Here is a 22368-nt window from a genome sequence, read left to right as displayed (position 1 = left end):
CCGCGCAGAGGAGACCTGCGCGGCCGATTGACCCACGACATAGAGGAAGAAAAATGGCAGACCTGTTTGACAATCCCATGGGCTTGAATGGCTTCGAGTTCGTCGAGTTCGCGTCGCCGACTCCGGGCTTGCTGGAAGACGTGTTTGGCAAGCTGGGCTTCACCAAGGTGGCGGTGCACCGCTCGAAGCAGGTTGCCCTGTACCGCCAGGGCGGCATCAACTTCATCATCAACGACGAGCCGAAGAGCTACGCCGCCTATTTCGCCGCCGAGCACGGCCCGTCCGCCTGCGGCATGGCCTTCCGCGTCAAGGATGCGCACAAGGCCTACGCCCGCGCGCTGGAACTGGGCGCCCAGGCGATCGAGATCCCGACCGGCCCGATGGAGTTGCGCCTGCCGGCCATCAAGGGCATCGGCGGCGCGCCGCTGTACCTGATCGACCGCTTCGAAGAAGGCAAGTCGATCTATGACATCGACTTCGAATGGATCGAGGGCGTGGACCGCAACCCGCCGGGCCACGGCCTGCAGATCATCGACCACCTGACCCACAACGTCTACCGCGGCCGCATGGCCTTCTGGGCCGGCTTCTACGAGAAGCTGTTCAACTTCCGCGAGATCCGCTATTTCGACATCAAGGGCGAGTACACCGGCCTGACTTCGAAAGCCATGACCGCGCCGGACGGCAAGATCCGCATCCCGCTGAACGAAGAGGGCAAGGCCGGCGGCGGCCAGATCGAGGAATTCCTCATGCAGTTCAACGGCGAGGGCATCCAGCACATCGCGCTGCTTACCGATGACCTGATCAAGACCGTCGACGGCCTGCGCGCCGCCGGCGTGCCGCTCATGACCGCTCCGCCGGAAACCTATTACGAGATGCTGGATGAACGCATCCCGGGCCACGGCGAAAACGCCGAGGAATTGAAGAAGCGCGGCCTGCTGCTCGACGGTAGCGTGACCGACGGCCGTCCACGCCTGCTGGTGCAGATCTTCGGCGTGGCGCAACTGGGACCGGTGTTCTTCGAGTTCATCCAGCGCAAGGGCGATGACGGCTTCGGTGAGGGCAACTTCAAGGCGCTGTTCGAGTCGATCGAGCGGGATCAGTTGAAGCGTGGGGCGATTGCGGGAGTCGAGGCGTAAGTCTCGGCTGTTCAGGCAAAAGTCAAATTGGGCCCCGGCCTGCGCCGGGGCGACGGTTTTCAGGCTGTCTTAGAAATCGAGCCTTAGCGGTCTTGCGAAGATCAACCAACGTCGTCCCGGCGCAGGCCGGGACCCAAGTTCCCCAGCGCACCACGAACGCCACGCCGCGCACACCGCCATGACCAATTTGCTATCCTGAGCGCTTTGCCCCCAAAGCCTCATGCTCGCCGCCTTCACCATCCTCCTGCTGTTCCAATGCCTCGGCGAAGGCATCGTTTTCCTCCTGAAGTTTCCGATCCCCGGCCCGGTCGCCGGCATGCTGCTCCTGATGGCGGCGCTGATTGCCTGGCCGCGCCTGGAAAAGCTGGTCGAAGAGGCCGCCAATACCCTGCTGTCGCACCTGTCATTGCTGTTCGTGCCGGCCGGCGTTGGCATCGTGGCCACCGCCGCCAGCGGCAGCGGCCACTGGCTCGCCATCCTCGCTTCGCTCGCCGGCAGCACCCTGCTGGCACTGGCCGTGACCGGCCTGCTGCTCAAGGGCATGGGGAGAAAGGACGGCGATGCTTGAGCTGCACGAATTGACCCGATTCTGGGTCTACCTGTCCGCTTCGCCCCTGCTGGGCCTGACCATGACCCTGTGCGCCTACCTGGCGGCGCACCGCATCACGCGCTTCTTCAAGGGGGCGCCGCTGGCCAACCCGGTCGCCATCTCGATCGCGCTGGTGGCGCTGGTGCTGTGGGTCTCCGGCATGTCCTACCAGCGTTATTTCGCCGGCGCCCAGTTCGTCCACTTCCTGCTCGGCCCGGCCACGGTAGCCCTCGCGTTGCCCCTGGTACGCCAGCTTCCGCGGCTGCGGCGCGCGTTCGTGCCGCTGGCGGCGGCCCTGCTGCTGGGCTGCGTCACGGCCATCGTCTCCAGCGTGGCGGTGGCGCTGCTGCTGGGCGCCACGCCCGAGCTGGCGGCCACCCTCGGGCCGAAGTCGGCCACCTCGCCGATCGCGATGGCGGTGTCGGAGCGCCTCGGCGGCATTCCGGCGCTCACCGCCGCGCTGGTGATCGGCACCGGCATCTTCGGCGCGATCGTCGGTCCCTGGCTGTTCGACCGCCTGCGCATCGCCTCACCGGCGGCGCGCGGCTTTGCGCTGGGCCTGGCCTCGCACGGGATCGGCACGGCGCGCGCCTTCCAGGGCGGCGCCGAGATGGGCGCCTTCGCCGGCCTGGCCATGGGCCTGAACGGCGCCATGACCGCGCTGCTCGCGCCGTGGCTCGTGCCGGTCGTCATGCGCTGGTTTGCCTAAGGGCACCGTCGCGCCCTCCATTTCTTGTGGTTGCTAGACTCGTAGAATTTGATTCACATACGGAGTCGAGCTTGACCATGACGAACAAGAAACTCAGCCTCGGCCTGCAGGGCGGGGGCACCTACGGCGCCTTCACCTGGGGCGTGCTGGACCGGCTGCTGCAGGAAGAACGCCTCGACATCAACGCGCTCAGCGGCACCAGCGCCGGCGCCATCAACGCGGCCGTGGTGGCCGACGGCTGGGCCCACGGCGGTGGGCGGGAAGGGGCGCGCGCCGCGCTCGCCCGCTTCTGGCGTGCCCTCGGACTCACCGCGTCCTTCAGTCCGCTGCAGCGCACCCCGATGGACCACCTGGCCGGCGGCTACACGATGAGCTTTTCGCCCTTCTACCAGTTGCTGGAAATGGCAGGTGCGCTGGCCGGACCGGTGCACGAGTTCCCGCTGACGGTGAACCCGCTGCGCAATTTTCTCACCGCCAACATCGATTTCGAGCGGGTTCGCGCCTGCGAGGAGCTGGCGATCTTCATCAATGCCACCAACCTGAACACCGGCACCGGCAAGGTCTGGGAGCGCGCCGAACTGGACGTGCAGAAAGTGATGGCGTCGGCCTGCCTGCCGACCGTGTTCGCATCGGTCGAGGTCGACGGCGAGCTGTACTGGGACGGCAGCTACACCGCCAACCCGCCGCTGGCGCCGCTGGTGGAATCGAACAACGCCCAGGACCTGCTGGTGGTGCAGATCAACCCGCCGGCACGCACCGAAACGCCGCGCAGCATGGCCGACATCAGCAACCGCGCCAACGAAGTGGCCTTCAATATCAGCTTCGTACGCGAGGTGAACACCTTGCTGCACAACCACGCCATCCAGAACGAAGAGGATGGCGAGGCCGTGACCTTCGCGCCGGTGCGCCTGCACCTGATCAGTGCAGTGGACATGCTGCGCGACCTGAGCGTTTCGAGCAAGTTCAACGCGGAGCCGGTGTTCCTGCAGATGCTGCACGACCGTGGCGTGGCGGCGGCCGATGCCTGGCTGGCCGCGCACCTGGATGAGATCGGCCAGCGCACGACCATGGATCCGACGCCGGTGTTCCGGGCCATGGCGGCGTAAACGAGAACCGGCCGCGATCGCGGCCGGCTCGATCCAGCTGTCGCAGGAACTCAGACCGGGTTCGACTTCCAGGTCTTCTTCGGACCGAAGGCCTTGACGGCGAACAGCGCGCTGGCCAGGCCCACCACCAGGGCGGCGCCGCTGCCGCCGAAGCCGACGGCGTGTTCCTTGGCCAGCTTGCCGGCCTTCGGGCCCACCAGCTGCATGCGGCGCTTGGTCATCTGCGCGCCCAGTTCGGACAGGGCATCGCGGCTCAGCTTGGCCTCGGCATGCGGGAGCAGGGTGGTTTCCTCGTCGGCCACGTGGTGCATCACGTCGCGCATCAGTTCCATCACCAGCTTGTCGTGGCGCGGGTCGGAACCGCTGGTGCGGCGCAGCTCGGCGATCAGGCGGCGCATCTCCATGTGCTCAGGCTCGGCCTTGTGCATGAAGGGCTCGCCGGAGTCGCGCTGGCGCATCACCGGGTAGAAGATTTCCTCTTCGAGGGTCGCGTGGATTTCCAGCGCGTCGCAGATGGTGTCGGCCAGCGCCTTCTTGACGCGCGGCGGCTTGTCCTTTTCGTACTGGTGGAAGGTCACCATCACGTGCGAGTGGTCGAAGCGGATCATGTTGGTGATCGTCGGGCTCAGCTTATTCAGGTTAAACATTGTGTACCCCCTTTGTGGTCATATAGCTAACATGGTAGTTCGGCGCGACTCGTCTTTACTGTAGGAGTGCGCGCCGCGCCCGTGTCGGCACGGATCGCATGGGGAGGCGGGCGCAGGCCCTCGGCCTGTCCGTACTGCGCTTAAATGCCCGATAAATACGCTTATTTATCAATTCCAACATTTCCATCAAGTTCATTAATTGTCGCCCTAGTCCTACAACTCGACGCGCGAACACCCGATCCCCACTGCCGTGTCATCCTGCCAAGATGAGATATACGGGCTGGCGGTCACGGCCACAGCTCCCGACGGTGTCGCTCCGGCGCACCAATACTCATCAACGGAGGGATTGTTCATGTTTGCACATAACAAACGCCTGCAATACACGGTCCGCGTCAGCGAGCCAAATCCGGCCTTGGCCAACCTCATGCTGGAGCAGTTCGGCGGCCCGCAGGGCGAGCTGGCCGCGGCCATGCGTTACTTCACCCAGGCCGTCGCCGAAGACGATCCGGGCCGCAAGGACATGCTCTACGACATCGCAACGGAAGAGCTGAGCCACCTGGAAATCATTGGCCACATCATCGCGATGCTGAACAAGGGCGCCAAGGGCCGCCTGGCCGAAGCCGTTGACAGCGAAGCCGACATGTACCGGGCCATTACCGGTCCCGGTAACGACAGCCACATCACCCAGGTGCTGTACGGCGCCGGCACCCCGCTGATCAACTCGGCCGGCGTGCCCTGGACCGCGGCCTACATCGATTCGATCACCGAACCGACTGCCGACCTGCGCTCGAACATCGCGGCCGAGGCGCGCGCCAAGATCGTCTACGAGCGCCTGATCGCACTGACCGACGACCCGGGCGTGAAGGAAGCGCTGGGCTTCCTCATGACGCGCGAAGTGGCACACCAGAAGTCCTTCGAAAAGGCGCTGTACGCCATCGAGCCGAACTTCCCGCCGGGCAAAATGCCGGCCGATCCGCGCTTTGCGAGCGTGTACTACAACATGTCGCAAGGTCCGGGCGAGATGCGCGGTCCTTGGAACCAGGGCGCCGACTGGGACTTCGTCACCGACCGCGAGAAGCAGCAGGCGGTGGACGGCGGCTCGGGCGAAGCCGAAGTGGCGCTGCCGAGCGGCGACATCGACATCCTCAAGCAGATGGCGATGCGCACCATGTCCGACCCGATGTCGACCCCGCGCACGGGTGCCGAACTCGGGATGAGCATGCAGTCCGATAGTGGTGCTACGATGGCTGGGTCCTCGGGCAATTCGATGGGCCAGGCCGTTACCGGCAACAAGGGCGGCCCGCTGGACGACACCGGCCTGACCCACCCGGTCGACAAGGGCGTGGCCAAGTCGATGAAGGCAATGAAGCCGACCAAGAAGTAAGCACGCGCCGCGCGGCCCACTCCCGGCGCCGCGCGGCATTTCTCCGGGTATTGCATGAATTTTCATATCGACAAAGCGCATGACAACCGGCTGCTCGCACTACGCACGCTGCTGCGGGCATTGACCATCCGCCGCGTGGTCGGCCTGCTCATCTGCAGCGTCGGCTGCATCCTCTTGCTGGGCAGCCTGGCCGAGCAGGTGATGAACGCCAACCCCCGGATGCATCGCGCGCTGCTGGGCGGCGCCACCGCCGCGGCCGCGACCGCGCTGGGCACCTTGCCGGTCTTGCTGGCACAGAATTTCTCGAAGCGTACCTACGACTGCTTCCTCGGTTTCGGCGCCGGCGTAATGCTGGGAGCGACCGCATTTTCCCTCGTGATTCCCGCCATTGCCGCCGCCAAGTCGGCCGGCTCGGGCAACTGGGAAGCCAGCCTGATGGCGGGCGCGGGCATCATGGCCGGCGCGGGCGCCATCCTGCTGCTCAGCCGCGCCGTGCACGTGGATGGCATTCTCGCCGGTGGCGACGCCGGCGTCTCGCTGCGCCGCGCCTGGCTGTTCGTCTGGGCCGTGGCCCTGCACAACCTGCCCGAAGGGCTGGCGATCGGGGTGGGCTACGCCGGCATCGACGTCGAGAAGGCGAATGCCCTGGCCACCGGCATCTCGATCCAGGACGTGCCTGAAGGCCTGGTGGTGGCGCTGGCCCTGCGCACCGTCGGCTACAGCCGCCTCACCGCGGTGGGCCTGGGCATTGCGTCCGGCCTGATCGAGCCGGTGGCGGCGGCCTTTGGTGTGGCCCTGATTGGCATCGCGGCGGGCATGCTGCCTTTCGCCCTGGCAGCGGCCGGCGGCGCCATGCTGTTCGTGATCGTCAACGATGTCATTCCCGAAATGCGTCAGAACGGGCACGGCACTTTCGCCAGCATCGTGATGGTGTTCGGCTTCATCCTGATGACGGTGCTCGACACGGCGCTGTCCTAACCGGCGGGCCTTGACAAATAATATGATGGGTATAATATGACACCCATCATATTTATTTGCGGACCTTTATCATGTCGGCCAAGTCGAGCAAGCGCGAACAGTCCCACCATCGCATCGTCGAAGCAGCCAGCCGTGCCGTGCGGCGCCATGGCTACGCCGGCGTCGGCGTCGCGGAGGTCATGAAAGAGGCTGGGCTGACCCATGGCGGCTTCTATGCGCACTTCGATTCGCGCGATGCGCTGCTGGTCGAGGCAATCGAGCATGCGGGCGCCATCAGCAGCGCGGTGCTGGACGAGCGCGTTGCCGAGCGCACCCGCGAAACCGGCAATCCGCTGCAGGCCCTGATCGAACTCTACCTGTCCGACGAGCACCTGGCGTATCCGGAACACGGCTGCGTGGTCGGGGCGCTGGCTGGCGAAATGCCGCGCCAGGAAGAGGCGGTGCGGCTGGCGTCGACCCAGCGCGTCGACCGGCTGGTGCGGCGCGTCGCCGCCGCCCTTCCCGAAAGCGCGGATCCCGCGCTGCCTGGCGTGATCGCGGGCGCCCTTGTCGGCAATCTGCAGCTGGCGCGCGTACACGGTGACAATGCCGAGGGCAGGGCGGCGCTGGCGAGCGCGCGCCAGTTGCTCGTTTCCCTGTTTGCCGCACCCCGCAAGGCCTGACCTACCCGCCGCCGGCACTGCCGGCTTTTTTTGATGCGTGAATATGACGACCATCATATGAGGTACATCATATTTTTCGCATGACTCCTGAAAGGAAAGCCATGAATATCCAGAATGCCACCGTACTCGTGACCGGCGCCAACCGCGGCCTGGGCGCAGAATTCGCCCGCCAGGCGCTCGCTCGCGGCGCCAGGAAGGTCTATGCCGCGGCCCGCGATCCGTCCACCGTCGGCCTTGCCGGCGTTGTCCCCGTCAAACTCGACGTGACCGACGCCGCTGCGGTCGCTGCGCTGGCGTCCGACCTCGGTGATGTCGATCTCGTCATCAACAATGCGGGCATTGCCGACATGAAGGGCGTCCTCGATCAGGATGCGGATGCCAGCCTGCGGCGCATGCTCGACACCAACGTGTTCGGCATCCTGAATGTATCGCGCGCCTTCGCTCCCGTGCTGGCGCGCAACGGCGGCGGCGCGTTCCTAAATGTGCTGTCGGTGGCCAGCTGGATCAGCACCCCGGTCCTGGCGGCGTACGCGGTCAGCAAGTCGGCCGCCTGGGGCCTGACCAATGGCTTGCGCAACGAACTGGCGGGCCAGGGAACCCAGGTGCTGGCCCTGCATGTCGGCTTCATCGATACCGACCTGACCAAGGGCCTCGAGGTACCCAAGCTCGGCGTTTCCACCGTGGTCGACAGCGGCTTTGCCGCGCTGGAGGAGGGGCGGGCCGAGGTCGCCGTCGACGAGTTGACCCAGGCCGTCAAGCGCGGCCTGTCTGCCGAGCCCGGCATCTACACGCTGCCGCGCTGAGTGCGCCGGCAATGAAAAACGGCCCCGGATGGGGCCGCTTTACCATGAGAACGCGTTTCGCTCAGTCGCGGATTTCCAGCGCCCGGTTCAGGCTCAGCGCCGCCAGCGAGCCGACTGCGCCCGACAGCAGGTAGAGGCTGACATAGCCGAGGCCGAAATTCGCCGACAGGCCGAGCGCGACCAGCGGGGCAAAGGCCGCGCCGACCAGCCAGGCCAGGTCCGAGGTCAGGGCCGCGCCGGTATAGCGGTACTGCTGCTTGAAGTTCGCGGTCACGGCGCCGGCGGCCTGGCCGTACGACAGGCCGAGCAGGACGAAGCCGACCAGGATGAAGATGTTCTGGCCGGTTTCGCCGCCATCCATCAGGGTCGGCACGAAGCCCGAGAACAGGGCGATCAGGGCGGCCAGGGTGCCGAGGGTGGTGCGGCGGCCGACCTTGTCGGCGATCAGGCCCGAAGCCAGCACCGCCAGCACCGCCAGCGCGGCGCCCCACATCTGGACGTGCAGGAACTCGTCCATCGGGCGGGTATCGTAGAGCTGGATCCAGGACAGCGGGAACACCGTCACCAGGTGGAACAGGGCGTAGCTGGCCAGCGCGGCCAGGGCACCGATCGCGATATTGCTGCCCTGCGACTTCACCAGCTCGCCGACCGGGGCCGGGTCGAGTTCGTGGGCGTCCAGCAGGCGCGAATATTCGCTGGTCGAGACCAGGCGCAGGCGCGCGAACAGGGCCACGATGTTGATGGCGAAGGCGCAGAAGAACGGGAAGCGCCAGCCCCAGACCAGGAAATCGTCCTGCGACAGGTTGCTCAGCAGGTAGGCGAACAGGCCGGCGGCGATCAGGAAGCCGATCGGCGCTGCCAGCTGGCCCAGCATCGCGTAAAAGCCGCGCTTGTGTTCCGGCGCCGACAGAGCCAGCAGCGAGGGCAGGCCGTCCCAGGAGCCGCCCTGGGCGATGCCCTGGCCGATGCGCATCAGCGACAGGATCACGATGGCCGCCATGCCGATCCGGTCATAGGACGGCAGGAAGGAAATCACGACGGTGCTGGTGCCCATCAGGAGCAGGGCGATGGTCAGCTTGATTTCGCGGCTGAAACGGGTTTGCAGCCACATGAAGATCACCGTGCCGATGGGGCGCACGATGAATGCGAACGAAAAAATGATAAACGAGTAGAGTGTCGCTTCCAGCCGGTCAGCCCACGGGAAAAAGATCGCCGGGAACACGAGCACGGAAGCAATGGCATAGACGAAGAATTCGAAATATTCCGAGGCGCGGCCAATGACCACGCCGACGGCTATTTCACCCGGGTGGATTTCGCCATCCCTGGCGTTGATGTTGCGGGCCCCGCTGGTCGGGTGGGTGATGGGAGCGCTACCTGCAGCGCCGTACGTCGTCGTGCTTTGCATATCTTCGTCTCCTGAGGTCAGCTGGCCTCGACAGCCTGAAATCGCGCCTCTGCTTGTTGTGATTGCGGCGATGCCGTAATTGCAATATAGCAAGGGTGGGACAAAGTGTCCAATGGTTGCCGTAGGCCGTTGGCGTTACAGTAGCATGTTCTTATTCCCATGTAACGTTAGATACCTAGCATGATTCCTAAAATTGTCCGCCGCGGACTCCCATTACTCCTGCTTGCACTGCTGTCCGGCTGCAACACGGTGGTGATGAATCCCACCGGCGATATTGCAAAGCAGCAGGCAGACCTGATCACGATCTCGGTCCTGCTCATGTTGATCATCATCGTCCCGGTGATGATCCTGACTGTCCTGTTCGCCTGGCGCTACCGCAAGAGCAACACCAGCGCCAAATACGAACCCGACTGGGACCACTCGACCAAGCTCGAACTCGTGATCTGGGGCGCGCCGCTCCTGATCATCATCGTGCTGGGCCTGATCACCTGGGTCTCGACCCACAAGCTGGACCCGTACCGTCCGCTCGACCGCATCGACGAGCACCGTCCGATCCCGGCATCGACCAAGCCGCTCGAGGTGCAGGTCGTGGCGCTCGACTGGAAGTGGCTGTTCATCTATCCGGAGCAGGGCATCGCTTCGGTCAACGAACTGGTCACCCCGGTGGACGTGCCGATCCGCTTCAAGATCACCTCGTCGACCGTGATGAACACCTTCTACATCCCGACGCTGGCCGGCATGATCTACGCGATGCCGGGCATGGAGACGACCCTGAACGCCGTGCTGAACAAGCCGGGCGACTACAAGGGCCTGTCCGCCAACTTCAGCGGCGAAGGCTTCTCGCACATGCACTTCGCCTACAAGGGCGTGAGCACGGGCGAGTTCGACGCCTGGGTGCAGCAGATGAAGAGCAATCCTGAACAGCTGAACCGTGCCGGTTACCTGACCCTGGAAAAGCCGTCCGTGCGTGAGCCGGTGCGCCATTACGGCCAGGTGGAAACCGCGCTGTTCAACCGTGTCCTGAACCGCTGCGTGGCCGAAGGCAGCGTCTGCATGAACCAGCAGATGGCGGACGACCACAAGCGCAACCAGATCGCCGCGGCGGCCAAGCGCCTGCCGAAGCAGGGCAGCGATGCCCAACTGGCGGAACTGGAAATGTGTGTGACGCCTGCAGCCGGTGGTCCGGTTCCGGGCACCAATAACAATCCTGTGAAGAAGTAACCATGCAAGACTCTCTCGACTTGACGAAGCTTATCTTCGGTCGGCTCAGCTGGGACGCGATTCCGTTCCACGAGCCGATCCTGATCGCAACCTTCGCCGGCGTGATCGTCGGTGGCCTGGGCCTGGCGGCCCTGATCACCTACTTCCGCCAGTGGGGCAACTTGTGGAACAACTGGTTCACCAGTATCGACCACAAGAAAATCGGCATCATGTACATGATCCTCGGCCTCATCATGTTCCTGCGCGGCTTCGCCGACGCCCTCATGATGCGTGCGCAGCAGGCGTTCGCCTTCGGCTCCAACCACGGCTTCCTGCCGCCGGACCACTACGACCAGATCTTCACCGCCCACGGCGTGATCATGATCTTCTTCGTGGCGATGCCGTTCGTGACGGGCCTGATGAACTATGTCGTGCCGCTGCAGATCGGCGCGCGCGACGTGGCATTCCCGTTCCTGAACAACTTCTCGTTCTGGATGACCACCATGGGCGCCGTGCTGGTCATGGCCTCGCTGTTCGTGGGTGAATTCGCACGCACCGGCTGGCTGGCCTATCCGCCGCTGTCGGGCATCCTGGCAAGTCCTGGGGTGGGCGTCGACTACTACATCTGGTCATTGCAGATCGCGGGCGTCGGTACGCTGCTCTCGGGCGTCAACCTGATCGTCACCATCGTCAAGATGCGCGCACCGGGCATGGGCCTGATGAAGATGCCTGTCTTCGTCTGGACCTCGCTGTGCACCAACATCCTGATCGTGATCACCTTCCCGATCCTGACCGCCGTGCTGGCCATGCTGGGCATGGACCGCCTGTTCGACACCGCGTTCTTCACGAACGACCGTGGCGGCAACGCGATGATGTACGTGAACCTGATCTGGATCTGGGGCCACCCTGAGGTCTACATCCTGATCCTGCCGGCCTTCGGCATCTTCTCGGAAGTCGTCTCGACCTTCTGCGGCAAGCGCCTGTTCGGCTATACCTCCATGGTCTACGCGACCTGCGTGATCATGGTGCTGTCCTACCTGGTGTGGCTGCACCACTTCTTCACCATGGGCAGCGGCGCGAGCGTCAACTCGTTCTTCGGCATCACCACGATGATCATCTCGATCCCGACGGGCGCGAAGATCTTCAACTGGCTGTTCACGATGTACCGCGGCCGTATCCGCTTTGAACTGCCGATGATGTGGACCGTGTCCTTCATGCTGACCTTCGTCATCGGCGGCATGACCGGCGTGATGCTGGCGATCCCGGCGGCCGACTTCGTGCTGCACAACTCGCTGTTCCTGATCGCCCACTTCCATAACGTGATCATCGGCGGCGTCGTGTTCGGCATTTTCGCCGGCTTCAACTACTGGGCGCCGAAGATGACCGGCGTGAAGCTGAACCAGTTCTGGGGCAAGGTCTCCTTCTGGCTGTGGTCGATCGGCTTCTGGTTCGCCTTCCTGCCGCCCTACATCCTGGGCTTCATGGGCGTGACCCGTCGTACCAGCCACTTCGAAGACCCGGAACTTCAGCCGCTGTTCCAGATCTCGCTGTTCGGTACCCTGATGATCGCTGGCGGCATCGCTGCGCTGATCCTGCAGATCTTCTTCACCTGGAAAGACCGCGCCAAGCTGCGCGATGTCACCGGTGACCCGTGGGATGGCCGTACCCTGGAGTGGGCGACCTCGTCGCCACCGCCGGACTACAACTTCGCCTTCACCCCGGTGGTGCACGACAACGACACCTTCGCCGACATGAAGAAGAACGGCTACCAGCGTCCGCTGAAAGACTATGTGGCGATCCACATGCCCAAGAATACCTGGGCTGGTTTCGGCATCTCGGCACTGTCGGCCGTGGTCGGCTTCGGCATCATCTGGCACATGTGGCTGCTCGTCGCCGTGTCCTTTGTTGCCATGATGGCCGCGATCATCATCCACACGTTCAACTACAAGCGCGATTACTACATTCCGGCGGAAGAAGTTGCCCGCACTGAAGAAGCGCACACTATGCTGCTGAAGAGCCATGTCTGAAATTAAAGCTACTATTCCCGGCGGCCTGACCGCCGACGAGGTGACCGCGCGCTACCTGGTGCGCGAGCACCATCCGGAACAGGGCACCCTGCTCGGTTTCTGGATTTACCTGATGAGCGACTGCCTCATCTTCGCGTCCCTGTTCGCCACCTATGCGGTGCTGGGCCGTAACTACGCCGGCGGTCCGACCGGCGCCGAGCTGTTCGACCTGACGCTGATCGCCATTAACACCGGCTTCCTGCTGCTGTCGTCGATCACCTTCGGCTTCGCGATGGTGTCGGCCCAGGCCAAGAAGCTGGGCGCGACCCTGCTGTGGATGGGCGTCACCGGCCTGCTGGGCGCGGCCTTCCTGTCGCTCGAGATCTACGAGTTCCTGCACCTGATCCATGAAGGCGCGGGTCCGAGCCGCAGCGGCTTCCTGACCGCGTTCTTCTCGCTGGTCGGTACCCACGGCCTGCACGTGCTGTTCGGCGCAATCTGGCTGATCACCCTGATGGTGCAGCTGTCGAAACACGGCCTGACCACCGAGAACTTCCGTCGCCTGCAGTGCCTGTCGCTGTTCTGGCACTTCCTGGACGTCGTCTGGATCGGCGTGTTCACCTTTGTCTACCTGATGGGAGTGCTGCCATGAGCGATCACATCCACCACCACGAGCACGACCACGACGGTCACACCAGCTTCGTCACGCATTACAGCATCAAGGATTACGCCATCGGCTTCGTGCTGTCGCTGATCCTGACCGCGATCCCGTTCTGGCTCGTCATGGGCAACGTGCTGCCACCGGAAACGACGAAGTACGTGATCATGGGCTTCGCCGCCGTGCAGTTCGTCGTGCAGATGATCTACTTCCTGCACATGAACTCGAAGTCGGAAGGCGGCTGGAACATGATGGCGCTGATCCTGACCGTCGTCCTGCTGGTCATCGTGCTGGCCGGCTCGATCTGGGTCATGCACCACATGAACGCCAACATGATGCCGGCCATGGGTGGCGCAAGCGACACCACCCACGGCATGCACGACATGCAGTAAATGCAGGACCGCGGCCAGCAGGCAGGACCCGCCGCCCATCCCCCGCGCAGCCTGCTTGCGCGGCGGGTGCTGGCGGTGGTGGCCCTGCTGCTGGTCGTATTGTTCCTGGGTCTGGGAACCTGGCAGGTCGTTCGCCTGCAATGGAAGCTGGACCTGATCGCACGCGTCGACGCACGCGTGCATGCGAACCCGGTCGCGCCGCCTCCCGCTGCGCGCTGGGCGCAAGTCTCCAGAGAATCCGACGAATACCGGCGCGTACGTCTTGCCGGGCACTACCTCTACGAATTCACCACCCCCGTGCAGGCCGTCTCCGAGCTTGGCGCGGGCTTCTGGCTGCTCACGCCGCTGTGTACGGCGGAGGGCCACATCGTCTTCATCAATCGCGGTTTCATTCCGGCGACCGGGAACAAGCCGGGGCGTTACCCCGGCAAGCAGGCCGGCGCCGACCCCTGCGCCGGCGCGGGCGAGCGCGTCGACGTCACCGGCCTGCTGCGCATCAGCGAGCCGAAGGGCGGCTTCCTGCGCGATAACGACCCGGTAACGAACCGCTGGTTTTCACGCGACGTCGCCGCACTGGCGGCAGCGCGCCGGCTGACCAACGTTGCTCCGTACTTCATCGACGCCGGCAAGAACCAGGACCCGGCCGACGCACCCGAGCGCGCCGTTGGTGGCCTGACCGTCATCTCCTTCCAGAACAATCATCTGGTCTATGCCCTGACCTGGTACGCGCTGGCCCTGATGGTCGGCGCCGCCTGGTGGTGGGTCAGCCGTCATGGCGGTAAAATCCGCGACGACGACTGACAACATCGACCCGCATGATCCAGAACCCCCTCGATTTCTTCGCCAAGGCCGGGCGCAGCTCGCCGCAGGCGGCCGCCGCCAACGTCGAATTCGCCGCGGGCCACAAGAACATGCTGCAGCTGATCGAGCTGCGCTGGATCGCCGTGATCGGACAGATCACGACCATCGCCTCGGCCATCCTGATCTTTAACATCCAGCTGCCGCTGGTGCACATGCTGCAGGTGCTGGCCTGCCTGATCGCCTTCAACGTCGCCAGCCACCTGCGTTGGCACGAGCGGCGGCCGGTCTCCAACAGCGAAATGTTCATGGCCCTGCTGGTGGACGTCGCCAGCCTGACCGTGCTGCTCTACCTCTCGGGCGGTATCAACAATCCCTTCTCGTTCCTCTACCTGCTGCAAGTGATCCTGTCGGCCGTGCTGTTGGAGGCGCTGTGGACCTGGACCATCGTCCTGATCACGATCGCCTGCCTGGCCGGCCTGGCGATGTACGCCCAGCCGCTCGCGCTGCCTTTCGACCATGCGCGCGGGATCTCGAGCCTGTACATCCAGGGGCTGCTGGTCTGCTTCGCGCTCAATGCGGCGCTGCTGGTCATGTTCATCTCGCGCATCTCGGATACGCTGCGCCAGAAAGCGGCGCAGCTGGCCTCACTGCGCCAGCATGCGGTGGAAGAGGAGCACATCGTGCGCATGGGCCTGCTGGCCTCGGGCGCCGCCCACGAGCTGGGCACGCCGCTGGCCACGGTCTCCGTGATCCTCGGCGACTGGAAGCGCATGCCGCAGTTCCGCGACGACCCTAGCCTGCTGGAAGAGATCACCGAGATGCAGACCCAGCTCCAGCGCTGCAAGACCATCGTCAGCGGCATCCTGCTGTCGGCCGGCGAAGCGCGCGGCGAATCGGCGGTGCGCACCACCGTGCGCGCCTTCTTGGACGGCGTAGTCAAAGGCTGGCGTGCGAGCCGGCAAGTGGCCGCCTTCCAGTACAATAACCGTATCGCGCACGACTTGCCGGTGGCCTCCGATTCGGCGCTCAAGCAGACCATCGACAACCTGCTCGACAATGCGCTCGAGGCCTCGCCCGACTGGGTTGGCCTGGATGCCTGGATCGAGGACGGCACCCTGTACGTCGCCGTGGTCGACCGCGGCCCCGGCTTTGCGCCAGGCATGCTGGGCCAGATCGGCAAGCCCTACCAGTCCACCAAGATCAAGCCGGGACGGGGCCTGGGGCTGTTCCTGGCGGTGAACGTGGTGCGCAAGCTGGGCGGCTCGGTAAACGCGGTCAACCGGGAGGAGGGCGGCGCACAGGTGACATTGAGCCTGCCGCTGTCGAGCATCGAACTGGAAGAGGAACGCATTGACGGAAAACATTGAGCGCCTGCTGCTGATCATCGAAGACGACGAGGCGTTCGCGCGCACCCTGAGCCGTTCCTTCGAACGGCGCGGCTACCGGGTCCTGGTCGCACACGGACAGGACGAAGCGGCTGCGCTGCTGGCCGATCATCACCCCGGCTACGCCGTGGTCGACCTGAAACTCAAGGGGAATTCCTCGGGCCTGGCCTGCGTGCAGCTGCTGCACGAGCACGATCCGGACATGCTGATCGTCGTGCTGACCGGCTTCGCCAGTATTGCCACCGCGGTGGAAGCGATCAAGCTGGGCGCGGTCCAGTACCTGGCCAAGCCCTCGAATACCGACGACATCGAGGCCGCCTTCGGCCACGTGGCCGGCAACACCGAGGTAGACATCACCAACCGCTCGACCTCGATCAAGACCCTGGAGTGGGAACGCATCCACGCGGTGCTGGCCGAGACCGACTTCAACATCTCGGAAGCGGCGCGCCGCCTCGGGCTGCACCGGCGCACGCTGGCACGCAAGCTGGAAAAGCAGCGGGTCAAGTAGGGCGGCATGCGCAGCCTTGTCCTCGCCATCCTCCTGCTGGGCACGGCAAGCACCGCCCACGCAGCCGATCCGCTCGCAGCCGGCCGCAGCGCCTTCAAACGCTGCGCCAATTGCCACCAGGTGGGCCCGAACGCACAGAGCAATTTCGGGCCTCAGCTCAACGGCATCCTCGGCCGCCGCGCCGGCAGCCTGCCCGACTATGCCTATTCGCCGGCAATGAAGAAGGCCGGCTTCGCCTGGGACGAGCGGCGCCTGGCGGCCTTCATCCGCGATCCGGACGCCGTCGTTCCCGGCACCCGCATGCGCTTCTGGGGCTTCCTGAGCGAGCGCCAGGTGGGCGACATCGTCGTCTACCTGCGCTCCTTCCCGCCGGCCGTGGCGCCGGCAAAGCGCTGACCCAAGCGATGACGAAGGTCGTCGCGCTGTCGCTGCGCCCGCCGGGTTCTCCCGCGCCGATCCCGCAGGATGCCCTGCAGGCCCTGGCGGGAGAAGGTTTGGCGGGCGACCGCCACGCCGACCCGCGCTCGCCGCGCCAGGTGCTGATTGCCGGCGCCACCGCCTACGAAGAGCTGGGATTGCCCCCGTTCGCGCTGCGCGAAAACCTGCTGCTCGGGCTCGACACGCAGGAACTCCAATCCGGCATGCTGCTGCGCGTCGGCGCCGATGCCATCCTGCGCCTGAGTTTCCAGTGCGAGGCCTGCGGCGCACTCGATGTCCAACGACCGGGCCTGGCGCGCACGATCCGTGGACGGCGTGGCGTGCTGGCGCGCGTAGTGCAGGGCGGCCCGATCCGGGTCGGCGACCCGGTCACGCTGCTGGACCAGCGCTTGCCGGCGCTGCCGGAGGACTGGCGCGAGCGGGTCGTGCAGGTGCTGGCCAGCCTGCCGCCCGGCATGGTGGTCGAGTATGCCGACCTGGCGCGCTTCGCCGGCATCCAGTCGAGTTACTGCCGCGCCTTTCCGCGCCTGCTCGCCAGCCGCGGCCTGCCGGGCAGGGCGGTGCCGGCGCGCTCGAACCCGGCCGCGCCGCGCTGGGACGGCGCCGGGCTGTTCGACTAGTTCAGCCGCCCAGCTTGCTCAAGGCAAAAGCGGCCAGGAAGCCGGCCACCGTGATCAGGCCGGCAAAATCATGGGTTTGCTCGAAGGCTTCGGGAATCATGGTATCGACCAGCATCGCCAGCACGGCGCCGGCTGCCACCGCCGTGGTGGCGGCCACGATCTGCGGCGAAAAATCGCGAAACACGGCATAGCCGACCAGGGCCGCGACACCGGAAGCGAGCGCGATGCCGCCCCAGATACCGAAAATGTAGCCGCGCGAACGGCCGGCCTGCTTCATGCCGGCGGCACTCGACAGGCCTTCCGGAATGTTCGACAGGAAGATGGCCGCCACCGCCACCACGCTGACGCCGCGCCCGCCCAGCATCGACAGGCCGATCACGATCGACTCCGGGATGCCGTCGAGCAGGGCGCCGACCGCGATCGCCATGCCGCTGCCGCCATTGTCGGCGGCCGTCGGCTGCTTCGCGGAGCGCTTGCGGTGGCGCGCCCCGCGGTGCGACAGCCACCAGTTCGCGGCCGTGTAGACGGCGGCGCCGCCCAGGAAGCCTGCCGCGGTGGAGGCGAAGCCACCGGTATGGAAGGCGTGCTCCATCAGTTCGAAGGACAGGGCGGAAATCAGGACGCCGCTGCCGAATGCCATGATGGCCGCAATCAGTCTTTGCGGCACCTTCACCGCGTAGCCGACCGCCGCGCCGAGCAGCAGGGCGCCGCCCGCCAGCAAGCCCCACAGGCCCGCCTGCAGCCACAGGGGCAAGCCGTCCATGCGTTCTCCTTTATCGTCTATTGCCTTCATGATAGGGTCAGAAGCGATGCGATGGGGCACAATTGCGCTTTTGTACATCCGAGCGCATATGGACACCATTCGCCTTTCCACTCCTGACGATAGCGTCGCACTTGCCGCGATCTGGCGCGCCAGCGTGCGCGCCACCCACGATTTTCTCTCCGACAGCGATTTCCGGGAGATTGACACCCTGGTCTCCGAACACTACCTGCCTGCCACCCCGGTCTGGGTCGCGCTCGACGCCCAGGGCCAACCCAGCGGATTCATGGGCCTGACCGGGGCCCACGTGGACGCGCTCTTCATCGACCCGGCCTGTCGAGGGCAGGGCGTCGGCCGTCGACTGCTCGCGCATGCGATGGCGCTGCACGGGCGCCTGACGGTGGACGTCAACGAGCAGAACGCACAGGCAGTCGGTTTCTACCGGCACATGGGATTCACAATCACCGGCCGCTCGCCGACGGACGATGCGGGCCGTCCATATCCGCTGCTGCACATGCGCCAGGAGTGAAACCGATAAATACATTCGGACAAATAGGGTTGCATCCAATACATTTTTAGTCCATCATAGCCGCGTGGTGTCGAGCTCGACAGTCGGCGCCCGATCAGCGATGAGGCGGTTGAATCCGTTTCTTTTTGTCCCCCGCAGCCTGCCGGGGGACTTTTTTCGGCGCCGCGGTCTAGCCTGCCGGCCCACCGGAGGAACCTTGAACCAGCTCTTCCCGCCAACAATTACCGTGTCCCGTATCGTCCTGGGCGCTGCCATCGCGCTTGCCGCGACCGCGCGACCAGCCTGCGCCGCCGGCAAGCCGGCAACGCCAGCGCTTCCCGCCGTGGCCGACTTCGAACGGCTCAGCGGCTCACGCGCGGGCGCTTGCCAGGCACCGCTCGATGCCCCGCTCGCCGCGCTCGGCGCGCCGACCCTGCGCCAGTGCGCCTGGAGCCAGCACGTCGACATGCTGTACTGGGAGGACATCCCGGACGCCCCGAATACCTGCCTGAGCACCGCCGCCATCGCCTGGCACCGCCTCGGCGCCGGCGCCCACGCCGTGCTGCGGCCCTGGAGCGGCGGCTGGAGCGGGCAGTCGCTGCAGGTCCAGTACAACGGCGTGGAGCAGGCCGGCATGGTGTGGCGACAGGCGGATGGCCAGTGGTCCGCCGTGCTGTGGCGCTGGCGTCCCTCGGACCGGCTGCCGACCCGCCAGTGGCAGCTCGGGCACTGGAAGGAGGTGCTTGCCGCCGTGCGCGCGATCGACGCCGCCAACCCGGCGCCCGACCGTACCCCCTTGATGACGGCCTGGCTGGACGCCACCAACGGCAAGCCGCGCGCCTTCGACGGCGACAGCTGGCGCTGGGTCAGCGAGGGCGCCTGCCTGGGCCTGCGCAGCGCCGGCCTCGGACAGGCCCAGCTGCACCTGCCGTATTCGCGCGACGATGCGCGCCTGGAGCAGCGCAGCGCGATGCAGGTGCTGCTGGCGCGGCGCTTCCCGGCCGCCGAGTGGCTGCGTCCCTTCACCCTGGTCGAGCCAGCCATCTCGGGCGACCGCACCGGGGCCAAGTTCCTCGCCGTGTGGAAGGAGGGCAGCCTGATGCAGGGGCAGCTGTGGATCCCGCTGAAGGGAGAAGGCGGCATCGTGCGCGCCCGTGTGGCGAGCGACTTGCCGCCGCTTGACGCCGTCCGGTCGCAGGAACTAAGCAGGGCGCGCGCCACCCTGATCGAACGCGAGCTCGGCCGGCTGGCCCATGCCTGGGAGGCACGCCATGAATGAAGACTTGAGCACGCCCCTGTGGCTGCTGTCGCCGCTCGCGGTGCTCGGAGCCGGCCTGATGCTGGCCCTGGTGCTCGGCATGCTGCTGCAGCGCGTCAAGGTGCCCAAGCTGTACGGCGCCGTGATCGCCGGGCTGCTGCTGGGGGCCACCGGCGGCAACCTGATCGACCGTGCGCTGCTGGCGCAGTTCCAGGAACTGCTGAATGCCGCCTCGGCCCTGGTGCTGTTCGAGGTCGGCCGCAAGATGGACCTGGCCTGGCTGCTGCGCAGCGGACGCCAGGGTGCCAGCCTGCTGCTGGCGACGCTGGCGCGGCTGGTAGCGGTGGCGCTCACCCTTGGCCTGCTCGGCCTGCCCTGGGGTGCGGCCATCTTCATCGCTTCGATCCTGATCGCGGTGAACCCGGTGATCGTCAACTCCATGGTGGCCGATGAGAACGCCAGCGGCACCAGCACCTTCGCCACCGCCAACATGGTGGGCCTGAGCAGCCTGGTCGCCCTCCTGATGCTGGCGGTGACGCTGGCCTGGACCCGCAGCCATGGCGTCGACGCGGTCGGCGGTTTCGGGGAGGAGCTGTTGCGCCAGGGCGGCAAGCTGGTGCTGGGCGCGGCGATCGCGCTGCTGTCCTATGGCCTGTATGCGCTGGCCACTCGGCTGTGCAAGGTGCCGGCGCGGATGCGGCCCGGCATGCTGCTGGCGGCCCTGCTCATCGACCTGGGCCTGTGCTCGATCTCGGCCGCCAGCGCGCTGCTGTCGCTTCTGCTGATGGGCCTCTTGCTGCGCAACGCCGAGCGGCGCGACAACGTATTCCAGGCCCAGCTCGCAACCGCCCAGGACATCGGCTACGTGCTGCTGTTCCTGATGTCGGCGGCGCTGGTCGACCTGCAGCAGCTGGCCAGCGGCACGACGCTGCTGGCAGCCCTTGCGGTGTTCGCCGTGCGCATCCTCGCGACCCGCGCGGCCCTGGTCCCGGCCACGGCCTGGGACCGGAACAAGAAGCATGCGATGGCCCTGAGCATGTGCTCGCTGGTGAGCTATGGCGGGCTGGTGGTCGACACCACGCTCAACGCCTACACGGGCCTGGACACCACGTCGACGGAGCTGATGGGCGCGCTGCTGGCGCTGAACGTGCTGCTCGCCCCGGGCCTGACCTGGCTCGGGCTGCGCATGGCCGGCGAAACCTACCAGCGCGTGAACCCGGAAGGAGGACGAGAATGAGCACGAACCTGATGAACGATGCAGCCCAGGCGCTGGCGGTCTCCGGCAAGGGGCCGGCCTTCCTGCCCGACTTCAAGCCCTCGACCGTGGGCACCATGGGCATCGAGCTGGAACTGATGGTGCTTGACCGCCTGAGCTTCGACCTGTTCCCGGCCGCGCCGGACATCCTGCGCGTGCTCGACAAGCACGACAAGCCCTGGGTGCACACGCCCGAGATCACGACCTCGATGCTGGAGGTGGCGACCTCGATCCTGAGCTCCTATGGGGAGGCCGCCGAGCAGCTCGAGCACATCCGCGCCACGGTCCAGCGCGCCGCCTTCGAGGTCGGAGCGTCCGTCTCCGGCGGCGGAGCGCACCCGTTCCAGCGCTGGAACGAGCAGCGCATCTACCCCAAGGAGCGCTACTTCGAGTCCGAGCGCAAGTACGGCTACCTGGCCAAGCTGTTCACGGTGTTCGGCATGCACGTGCACATCGGCGCCGGCAGCGCCGACGAGGCGGTGCGCCTGTGCGCCTGGCTGACCCAGCGCGCGCCGCTGTTCATCGCGCTCTCAAGCAACTCGGTGTGCTGGCAGGGTGAAGTGTCGGGCTTTTGCAGCTCGCGCAGCAACGTCGTCGGCGCCTTTCCGATGAGCGGCATCCAGCCGCACGATTTCCGCAGCTGGCAGGATTTCCGCGACTATTTCGCGCGCCTGGCCGGTTTCGGCATCGTCAACAGCATCAAGGACTTCTATTGGGACGTGCGGCCCAAGCCCGAGTACGGCACCATCGAGCTGCGCGTGCTGGACACCCCGCTCAAGCCCGTCCATGCGGCCGCGCTGGCCTGCTATGCGCGCGAGCTGTGCCTCGAGTTCGCCGACCAGCCCGGCGCCTGGCCCGCCAACGGCAGCCGCGAGCTGTACACCTGGAACCGCTTCAACGCCGCGCGCGACGGCGTCGACGCGGGCTGGATCGACCCCGAAACGGGTATTGCGCGCCCGGTGGCGGAGGTCATCCGTAGCGACCTGGAACGCCTTGGCCAGCGCTCGCGCGACCCGGGTTTCGCCAAGGCGAGGGAGCACATCGAAGACCTGATGCGCGACGGTGGCCAGGCCGGGCTGCTGCGGCGCCACCTCGCGTCCGGCGGCGGCATGAACGACCTGGCGCGCTTTGCCAGCGAAATTTTCGAGGCGCCCTGACGT

24 protein-coding genes are annotated in these 22368 nt (G+C 65.9%); 21 read left to right on the top strand and 3 right to left on the bottom strand.

Annotated features, from left to right (window positions below; genetic code table 11):
- The first annotated feature begins 53 nt into the window (after nt 1-53).
- From hppD to LK542_RS08685, 4 genes are all read left to right on the top strand, one after another.
- Nucleotides 54-1136: a 4-hydroxyphenylpyruvate dioxygenase gene (gene hppD, locus LK542_RS08700; protein WP_227811589.1), complete on the top strand. Its 1083-nt coding sequence runs from the start codon at nt 54-56 to the stop codon at nt 1134-1136.
- Nucleotides 1137-1356: 220 nt separating this feature from the next.
- Nucleotides 1357-1704 carry a CidA/LrgA family protein gene (locus LK542_RS08695; protein ID WP_227811588.1) on the top strand — a complete coding sequence of 116 codons (348 nt, stop codon included), beginning with the start codon at nt 1357-1359 and terminating at the stop codon, nt 1702-1704.
- Nucleotides 1697-2434: an LrgB family protein gene (locus LK542_RS08690; protein WP_227811587.1), complete on the top strand. Its 738-nt coding sequence runs from the start codon at nt 1697-1699 to the stop codon at nt 2432-2434. The genes LK542_RS08695 and LK542_RS08690 overlap by 8 nt, the downstream gene beginning before the upstream one ends.
- 77 nt (nt 2435-2511) lie before the next feature.
- Entirely contained in the window at nt 2512-3540 is a 1029-nt protein-coding gene (locus LK542_RS08685) for a patatin-like phospholipase family protein (RefSeq protein ID WP_227811586.1), read from the top strand.
- Between the two features lie 50 nt (nt 3541-3590).
- Here LK542_RS08685 and LK542_RS08680 read toward each other — a convergent pair whose 3' ends face one another.
- Nucleotides 3591-4187 (bottom strand): hemerythrin domain-containing protein, encoded by a 597-nt coding sequence (locus tag LK542_RS08680; RefSeq protein ID WP_227803528.1) that lies wholly within the window; start codon nt 4185-4187, stop codon nt 3591-3593.
- A 352-nt stretch (nt 4188-4539) separates the two neighbouring features.
- Here LK542_RS08680 and LK542_RS08675 point away from each other — a divergent pair, with 352 nt between their 5' ends.
- The 4 genes from LK542_RS08675 (at nt 4540) to LK542_RS08660 (ending at nt 8014) form a co-directional block, all read left to right on the top strand.
- Nucleotides 4540-5571 (top strand): manganese catalase family protein, encoded by a 1032-nt coding sequence (locus LK542_RS08675; protein ID WP_227803529.1) that lies wholly within the window; start codon nt 4540-4542, stop codon nt 5569-5571.
- Nucleotides 5572-5625: 54 nt separating this feature from the next.
- Entirely contained in the window at nt 5626-6549 is a 924-nt protein-coding gene (locus LK542_RS08670) for a ZIP family metal transporter (protein ID WP_227803530.1), read from the top strand.
- 71 nt (nt 6550-6620) lie between these two features.
- Nucleotides 6621-7211, top strand: a complete 591-nt coding sequence (locus tag LK542_RS08665) for a TetR/AcrR family transcriptional regulator (protein ID WP_227811585.1) — start codon at nt 6621-6623, stop codon at nt 7209-7211.
- Between the two features lie 101 nt (nt 7212-7312).
- On the top strand, nt 7313-8014 hold the full coding sequence (locus LK542_RS08660) for an SDR family oxidoreductase (protein WP_227811584.1): 702 nt from the start codon (nt 7313-7315) through the stop codon (nt 8012-8014).
- Between the two features lie 61 nt (nt 8015-8075).
- Here LK542_RS08660 and LK542_RS08655 read toward each other — a convergent pair whose 3' ends face one another.
- A complete protein-coding gene (locus LK542_RS08655) occupies nt 8076-9419 on the bottom strand; it encodes an MFS transporter (RefSeq protein ID WP_227803533.1) in 1344 nt (447 codons plus the stop codon).
- A gap of 180 nt (nt 9420-9599) precedes the next feature.
- On the opposite strand from LK542_RS08655, the gene cyoA reads away from it, so the two are divergent.
- From cyoA to LK542_RS08610, 9 genes are read left to right on the top strand one after another with little or no spacing between them, the layout of a single operon-like run.
- Nucleotides 9600-10640 carry a ubiquinol oxidase subunit II gene (gene cyoA, locus LK542_RS08650; RefSeq protein WP_227803534.1) on the top strand — a complete coding sequence of 347 codons (1041 nt, stop codon included), beginning with the start codon at nt 9600-9602 and terminating at the stop codon, nt 10638-10640.
- Nucleotides 10641-10642: 2 nt separating this feature from the next.
- Nucleotides 10643-12646, top strand: coding sequence for a cytochrome o ubiquinol oxidase subunit I (gene cyoB, locus LK542_RS08645; protein WP_227803535.1), 2004 nt, complete (start codon nt 10643-10645; stop codon nt 12644-12646).
- Entirely contained in the window at nt 12639-13277 is a 639-nt protein-coding gene (gene cyoC / locus LK542_RS08640; RefSeq protein WP_227803536.1) for a cytochrome o ubiquinol oxidase subunit III, read from the top strand. The genes cyoB and cyoC overlap by 8 nt, the downstream gene beginning before the upstream one ends.
- Complete coding sequence (cyoD, locus tag LK542_RS08635) at nt 13274-13675, top strand: cytochrome o ubiquinol oxidase subunit IV (protein WP_227811583.1); 402 nt, start codon at nt 13274-13276, stop codon at nt 13673-13675. The genes cyoC and cyoD overlap by 4 nt, the downstream gene beginning before the upstream one ends.
- Nucleotides 13676-14476 (top strand): SURF1 family protein, encoded by an 801-nt coding sequence (locus LK542_RS08630; protein WP_227803538.1) that lies wholly within the window; start codon nt 13676-13678, stop codon nt 14474-14476.
- Nucleotides 14477-14490: 14 nt separating this feature from the next.
- Nucleotides 14491-15843, top strand: a complete 1353-nt coding sequence (locus LK542_RS08625; RefSeq protein WP_229520951.1) for an ATP-binding protein — start codon at nt 14491-14493, stop codon at nt 15841-15843.
- On the top strand, nt 15827-16369 hold the full coding sequence (locus tag LK542_RS08620) for a response regulator transcription factor (protein WP_227803539.1): 543 nt from the start codon (nt 15827-15829) through the stop codon (nt 16367-16369). Before LK542_RS08625 ends, LK542_RS08620 begins: the two co-directional genes overlap by 17 nt.
- A gap of 6 nt (nt 16370-16375) precedes the next feature.
- A complete protein-coding gene (locus tag LK542_RS08615) occupies nt 16376-16765 on the top strand; it encodes a cytochrome c family protein (RefSeq protein ID WP_227811582.1) in 390 nt (129 codons plus the stop codon).
- Nucleotides 16766-16773: 8 nt separating this feature from the next.
- Nucleotides 16774-17427 (top strand): MOSC domain-containing protein, encoded by a 654-nt coding sequence (locus LK542_RS08610; protein ID WP_227811581.1) that lies wholly within the window; start codon nt 16774-16776, stop codon nt 17425-17427.
- 1 nt (nt 17428) lies between these two features.
- On the opposite strand, the gene LK542_RS08605 is transcribed toward LK542_RS08610, so the two are convergent.
- On the bottom strand, nt 17429-18190 hold the full coding sequence (locus LK542_RS08605; protein WP_227811580.1) for a ZIP family metal transporter: 762 nt from the start codon (nt 18188-18190) through the stop codon (nt 17429-17431).
- Nucleotides 18191-18278: 88 nt separating this feature from the next.
- Here LK542_RS08605 and LK542_RS08600 point away from each other — a divergent pair, with 88 nt between their 5' ends.
- The 4 genes from LK542_RS08600 to LK542_RS08585 all read left to right on the top strand — a co-directional run bounded on the left by LK542_RS08600 (nt 18279) and on the right by LK542_RS08585 (nt 22365).
- Entirely contained in the window at nt 18279-18716 is a 438-nt protein-coding gene (locus LK542_RS08600; RefSeq protein WP_227811579.1) for an acetyltransferase, read from the top strand.
- Nucleotides 18717-18912: 196 nt separating this feature from the next.
- The gene (locus tag LK542_RS08595) at nt 18913-19974 is read left to right on the top strand and encodes a hypothetical protein (RefSeq protein WP_227811578.1); all 1062 of its coding nucleotides are present in this window, start codon (nt 18913-18915) and stop codon (nt 19972-19974) included.
- Entirely contained in the window at nt 19967-21190 is a 1224-nt protein-coding gene (locus LK542_RS08590) for a cation:proton antiporter (RefSeq protein WP_227811577.1), read from the top strand. The genes LK542_RS08595 and LK542_RS08590 overlap by 8 nt, the downstream gene beginning before the upstream one ends.
- Nucleotides 21187-22365: a YbdK family carboxylate-amine ligase gene (locus LK542_RS08585; protein ID WP_227811576.1), complete on the top strand. Its 1179-nt coding sequence runs from the start codon at nt 21187-21189 to the stop codon at nt 22363-22365. The genes LK542_RS08590 and LK542_RS08585 overlap by 4 nt, the downstream gene beginning before the upstream one ends.
- Nucleotides 22366-22368 lie beyond the last annotated feature (3 nt).

Origin of the sequence: Massilia sp. IC2-477 (assembly GCF_020707265.1) — a bacterium.
Classification (GTDB): Bacteria; Pseudomonadota; Gammaproteobacteria; order Burkholderiales; family Burkholderiaceae_D; genus Telluria.
Note: the sequence above shows the minus strand (reverse complement) of the source record. Positions and strands in the feature narration are given on the sequence as shown.

Bases quoted from the DNA above. Each gene is read 5' to 3' on its own strand.
- hppD (WP_227811589.1), top strand. From the start codon at position 54: ATGGCAGACCTGTTTGACAATCCCATGGGCTTGAATGGCTTCGAGTTC.
- LK542_RS08680 (WP_227803528.1), bottom strand. From the start codon at position 4,187: ATGTTTAACCTGAATAAGCTGAGCCCGACGATCACCAACATGATCCGC.
- cyoC (WP_227803536.1), top strand. From the start codon at position 12,639: ATGTCTGAAATTAAAGCTACTATTCCCGGCGGCCTGACCGCCGACGAG.
- LK542_RS08690 (WP_227811587.1), top strand. From the start codon at position 1,697: ATGCTTGAGCTGCACGAATTGACCCGATTCTGGGTCTACCTGTCCGCT.
- LK542_RS08665 (WP_227811585.1), top strand. From the start codon at position 6,621: ATGTCGGCCAAGTCGAGCAAGCGCGAACAGTCCCACCATCGCATCGTC.
- LK542_RS08685 (WP_227811586.1), top strand. From the start codon at position 2,512: ATGACGAACAAGAAACTCAGCCTCGGCCTGCAGGGCGGGGGCACCTAC.
- LK542_RS08695 (WP_227811588.1), top strand. From the start codon at position 1,357: ATGCTCGCCGCCTTCACCATCCTCCTGCTGTTCCAATGCCTCGGCGAA.
- LK542_RS08600 (WP_227811579.1), top strand. From the start codon at position 18,279: ATGGACACCATTCGCCTTTCCACTCCTGACGATAGCGTCGCACTTGCC.
- LK542_RS08630 (WP_227803538.1), top strand. From the start codon at position 13,676: ATGCAGGACCGCGGCCAGCAGGCAGGACCCGCCGCCCATCCCCCGCGC.
- LK542_RS08655 (WP_227803533.1), bottom strand. From the start codon at position 9,419: ATGCAAAGCACGACGACGTACGGCGCTGCAGGTAGCGCTCCCATCACC.
- cyoB (WP_227803535.1), top strand. From the start codon at position 10,643: ATGCAAGACTCTCTCGACTTGACGAAGCTTATCTTCGGTCGGCTCAGC.
- LK542_RS08625 (WP_229520951.1), top strand. From the start codon at position 14,491: ATGATCCAGAACCCCCTCGATTTCTTCGCCAAGGCCGGGCGCAGCTCG.
- LK542_RS08660 (WP_227811584.1), top strand. From the start codon at position 7,313: ATGAATATCCAGAATGCCACCGTACTCGTGACCGGCGCCAACCGCGGC.
- LK542_RS08605 (WP_227811580.1), bottom strand. From the start codon at position 18,190: ATGGACGGCTTGCCCCTGTGGCTGCAGGCGGGCCTGTGGGGCTTGCTG.
- LK542_RS08615 (WP_227811582.1), top strand. From the start codon at position 16,376: ATGCGCAGCCTTGTCCTCGCCATCCTCCTGCTGGGCACGGCAAGCACC.
- LK542_RS08590 (WP_227811577.1), top strand. From the start codon at position 19,967: ATGAATGAAGACTTGAGCACGCCCCTGTGGCTGCTGTCGCCGCTCGCG.
- cyoD (WP_227811583.1), top strand. From the start codon at position 13,274: ATGAGCGATCACATCCACCACCACGAGCACGACCACGACGGTCACACC.
- LK542_RS08670 (WP_227803530.1), top strand. From the start codon at position 5,626: ATGAATTTTCATATCGACAAAGCGCATGACAACCGGCTGCTCGCACTA.
- LK542_RS08610 (WP_227811581.1), top strand. From the start codon at position 16,774: ATGACGAAGGTCGTCGCGCTGTCGCTGCGCCCGCCGGGTTCTCCCGCG.
- LK542_RS08675 (WP_227803529.1), top strand. From the start codon at position 4,540: ATGTTTGCACATAACAAACGCCTGCAATACACGGTCCGCGTCAGCGAG.
- cyoA (WP_227803534.1), top strand. From the start codon at position 9,600: ATGATTCCTAAAATTGTCCGCCGCGGACTCCCATTACTCCTGCTTGCA.
- LK542_RS08585 (WP_227811576.1), top strand. From the start codon at position 21,187: ATGAGCACGAACCTGATGAACGATGCAGCCCAGGCGCTGGCGGTCTCC.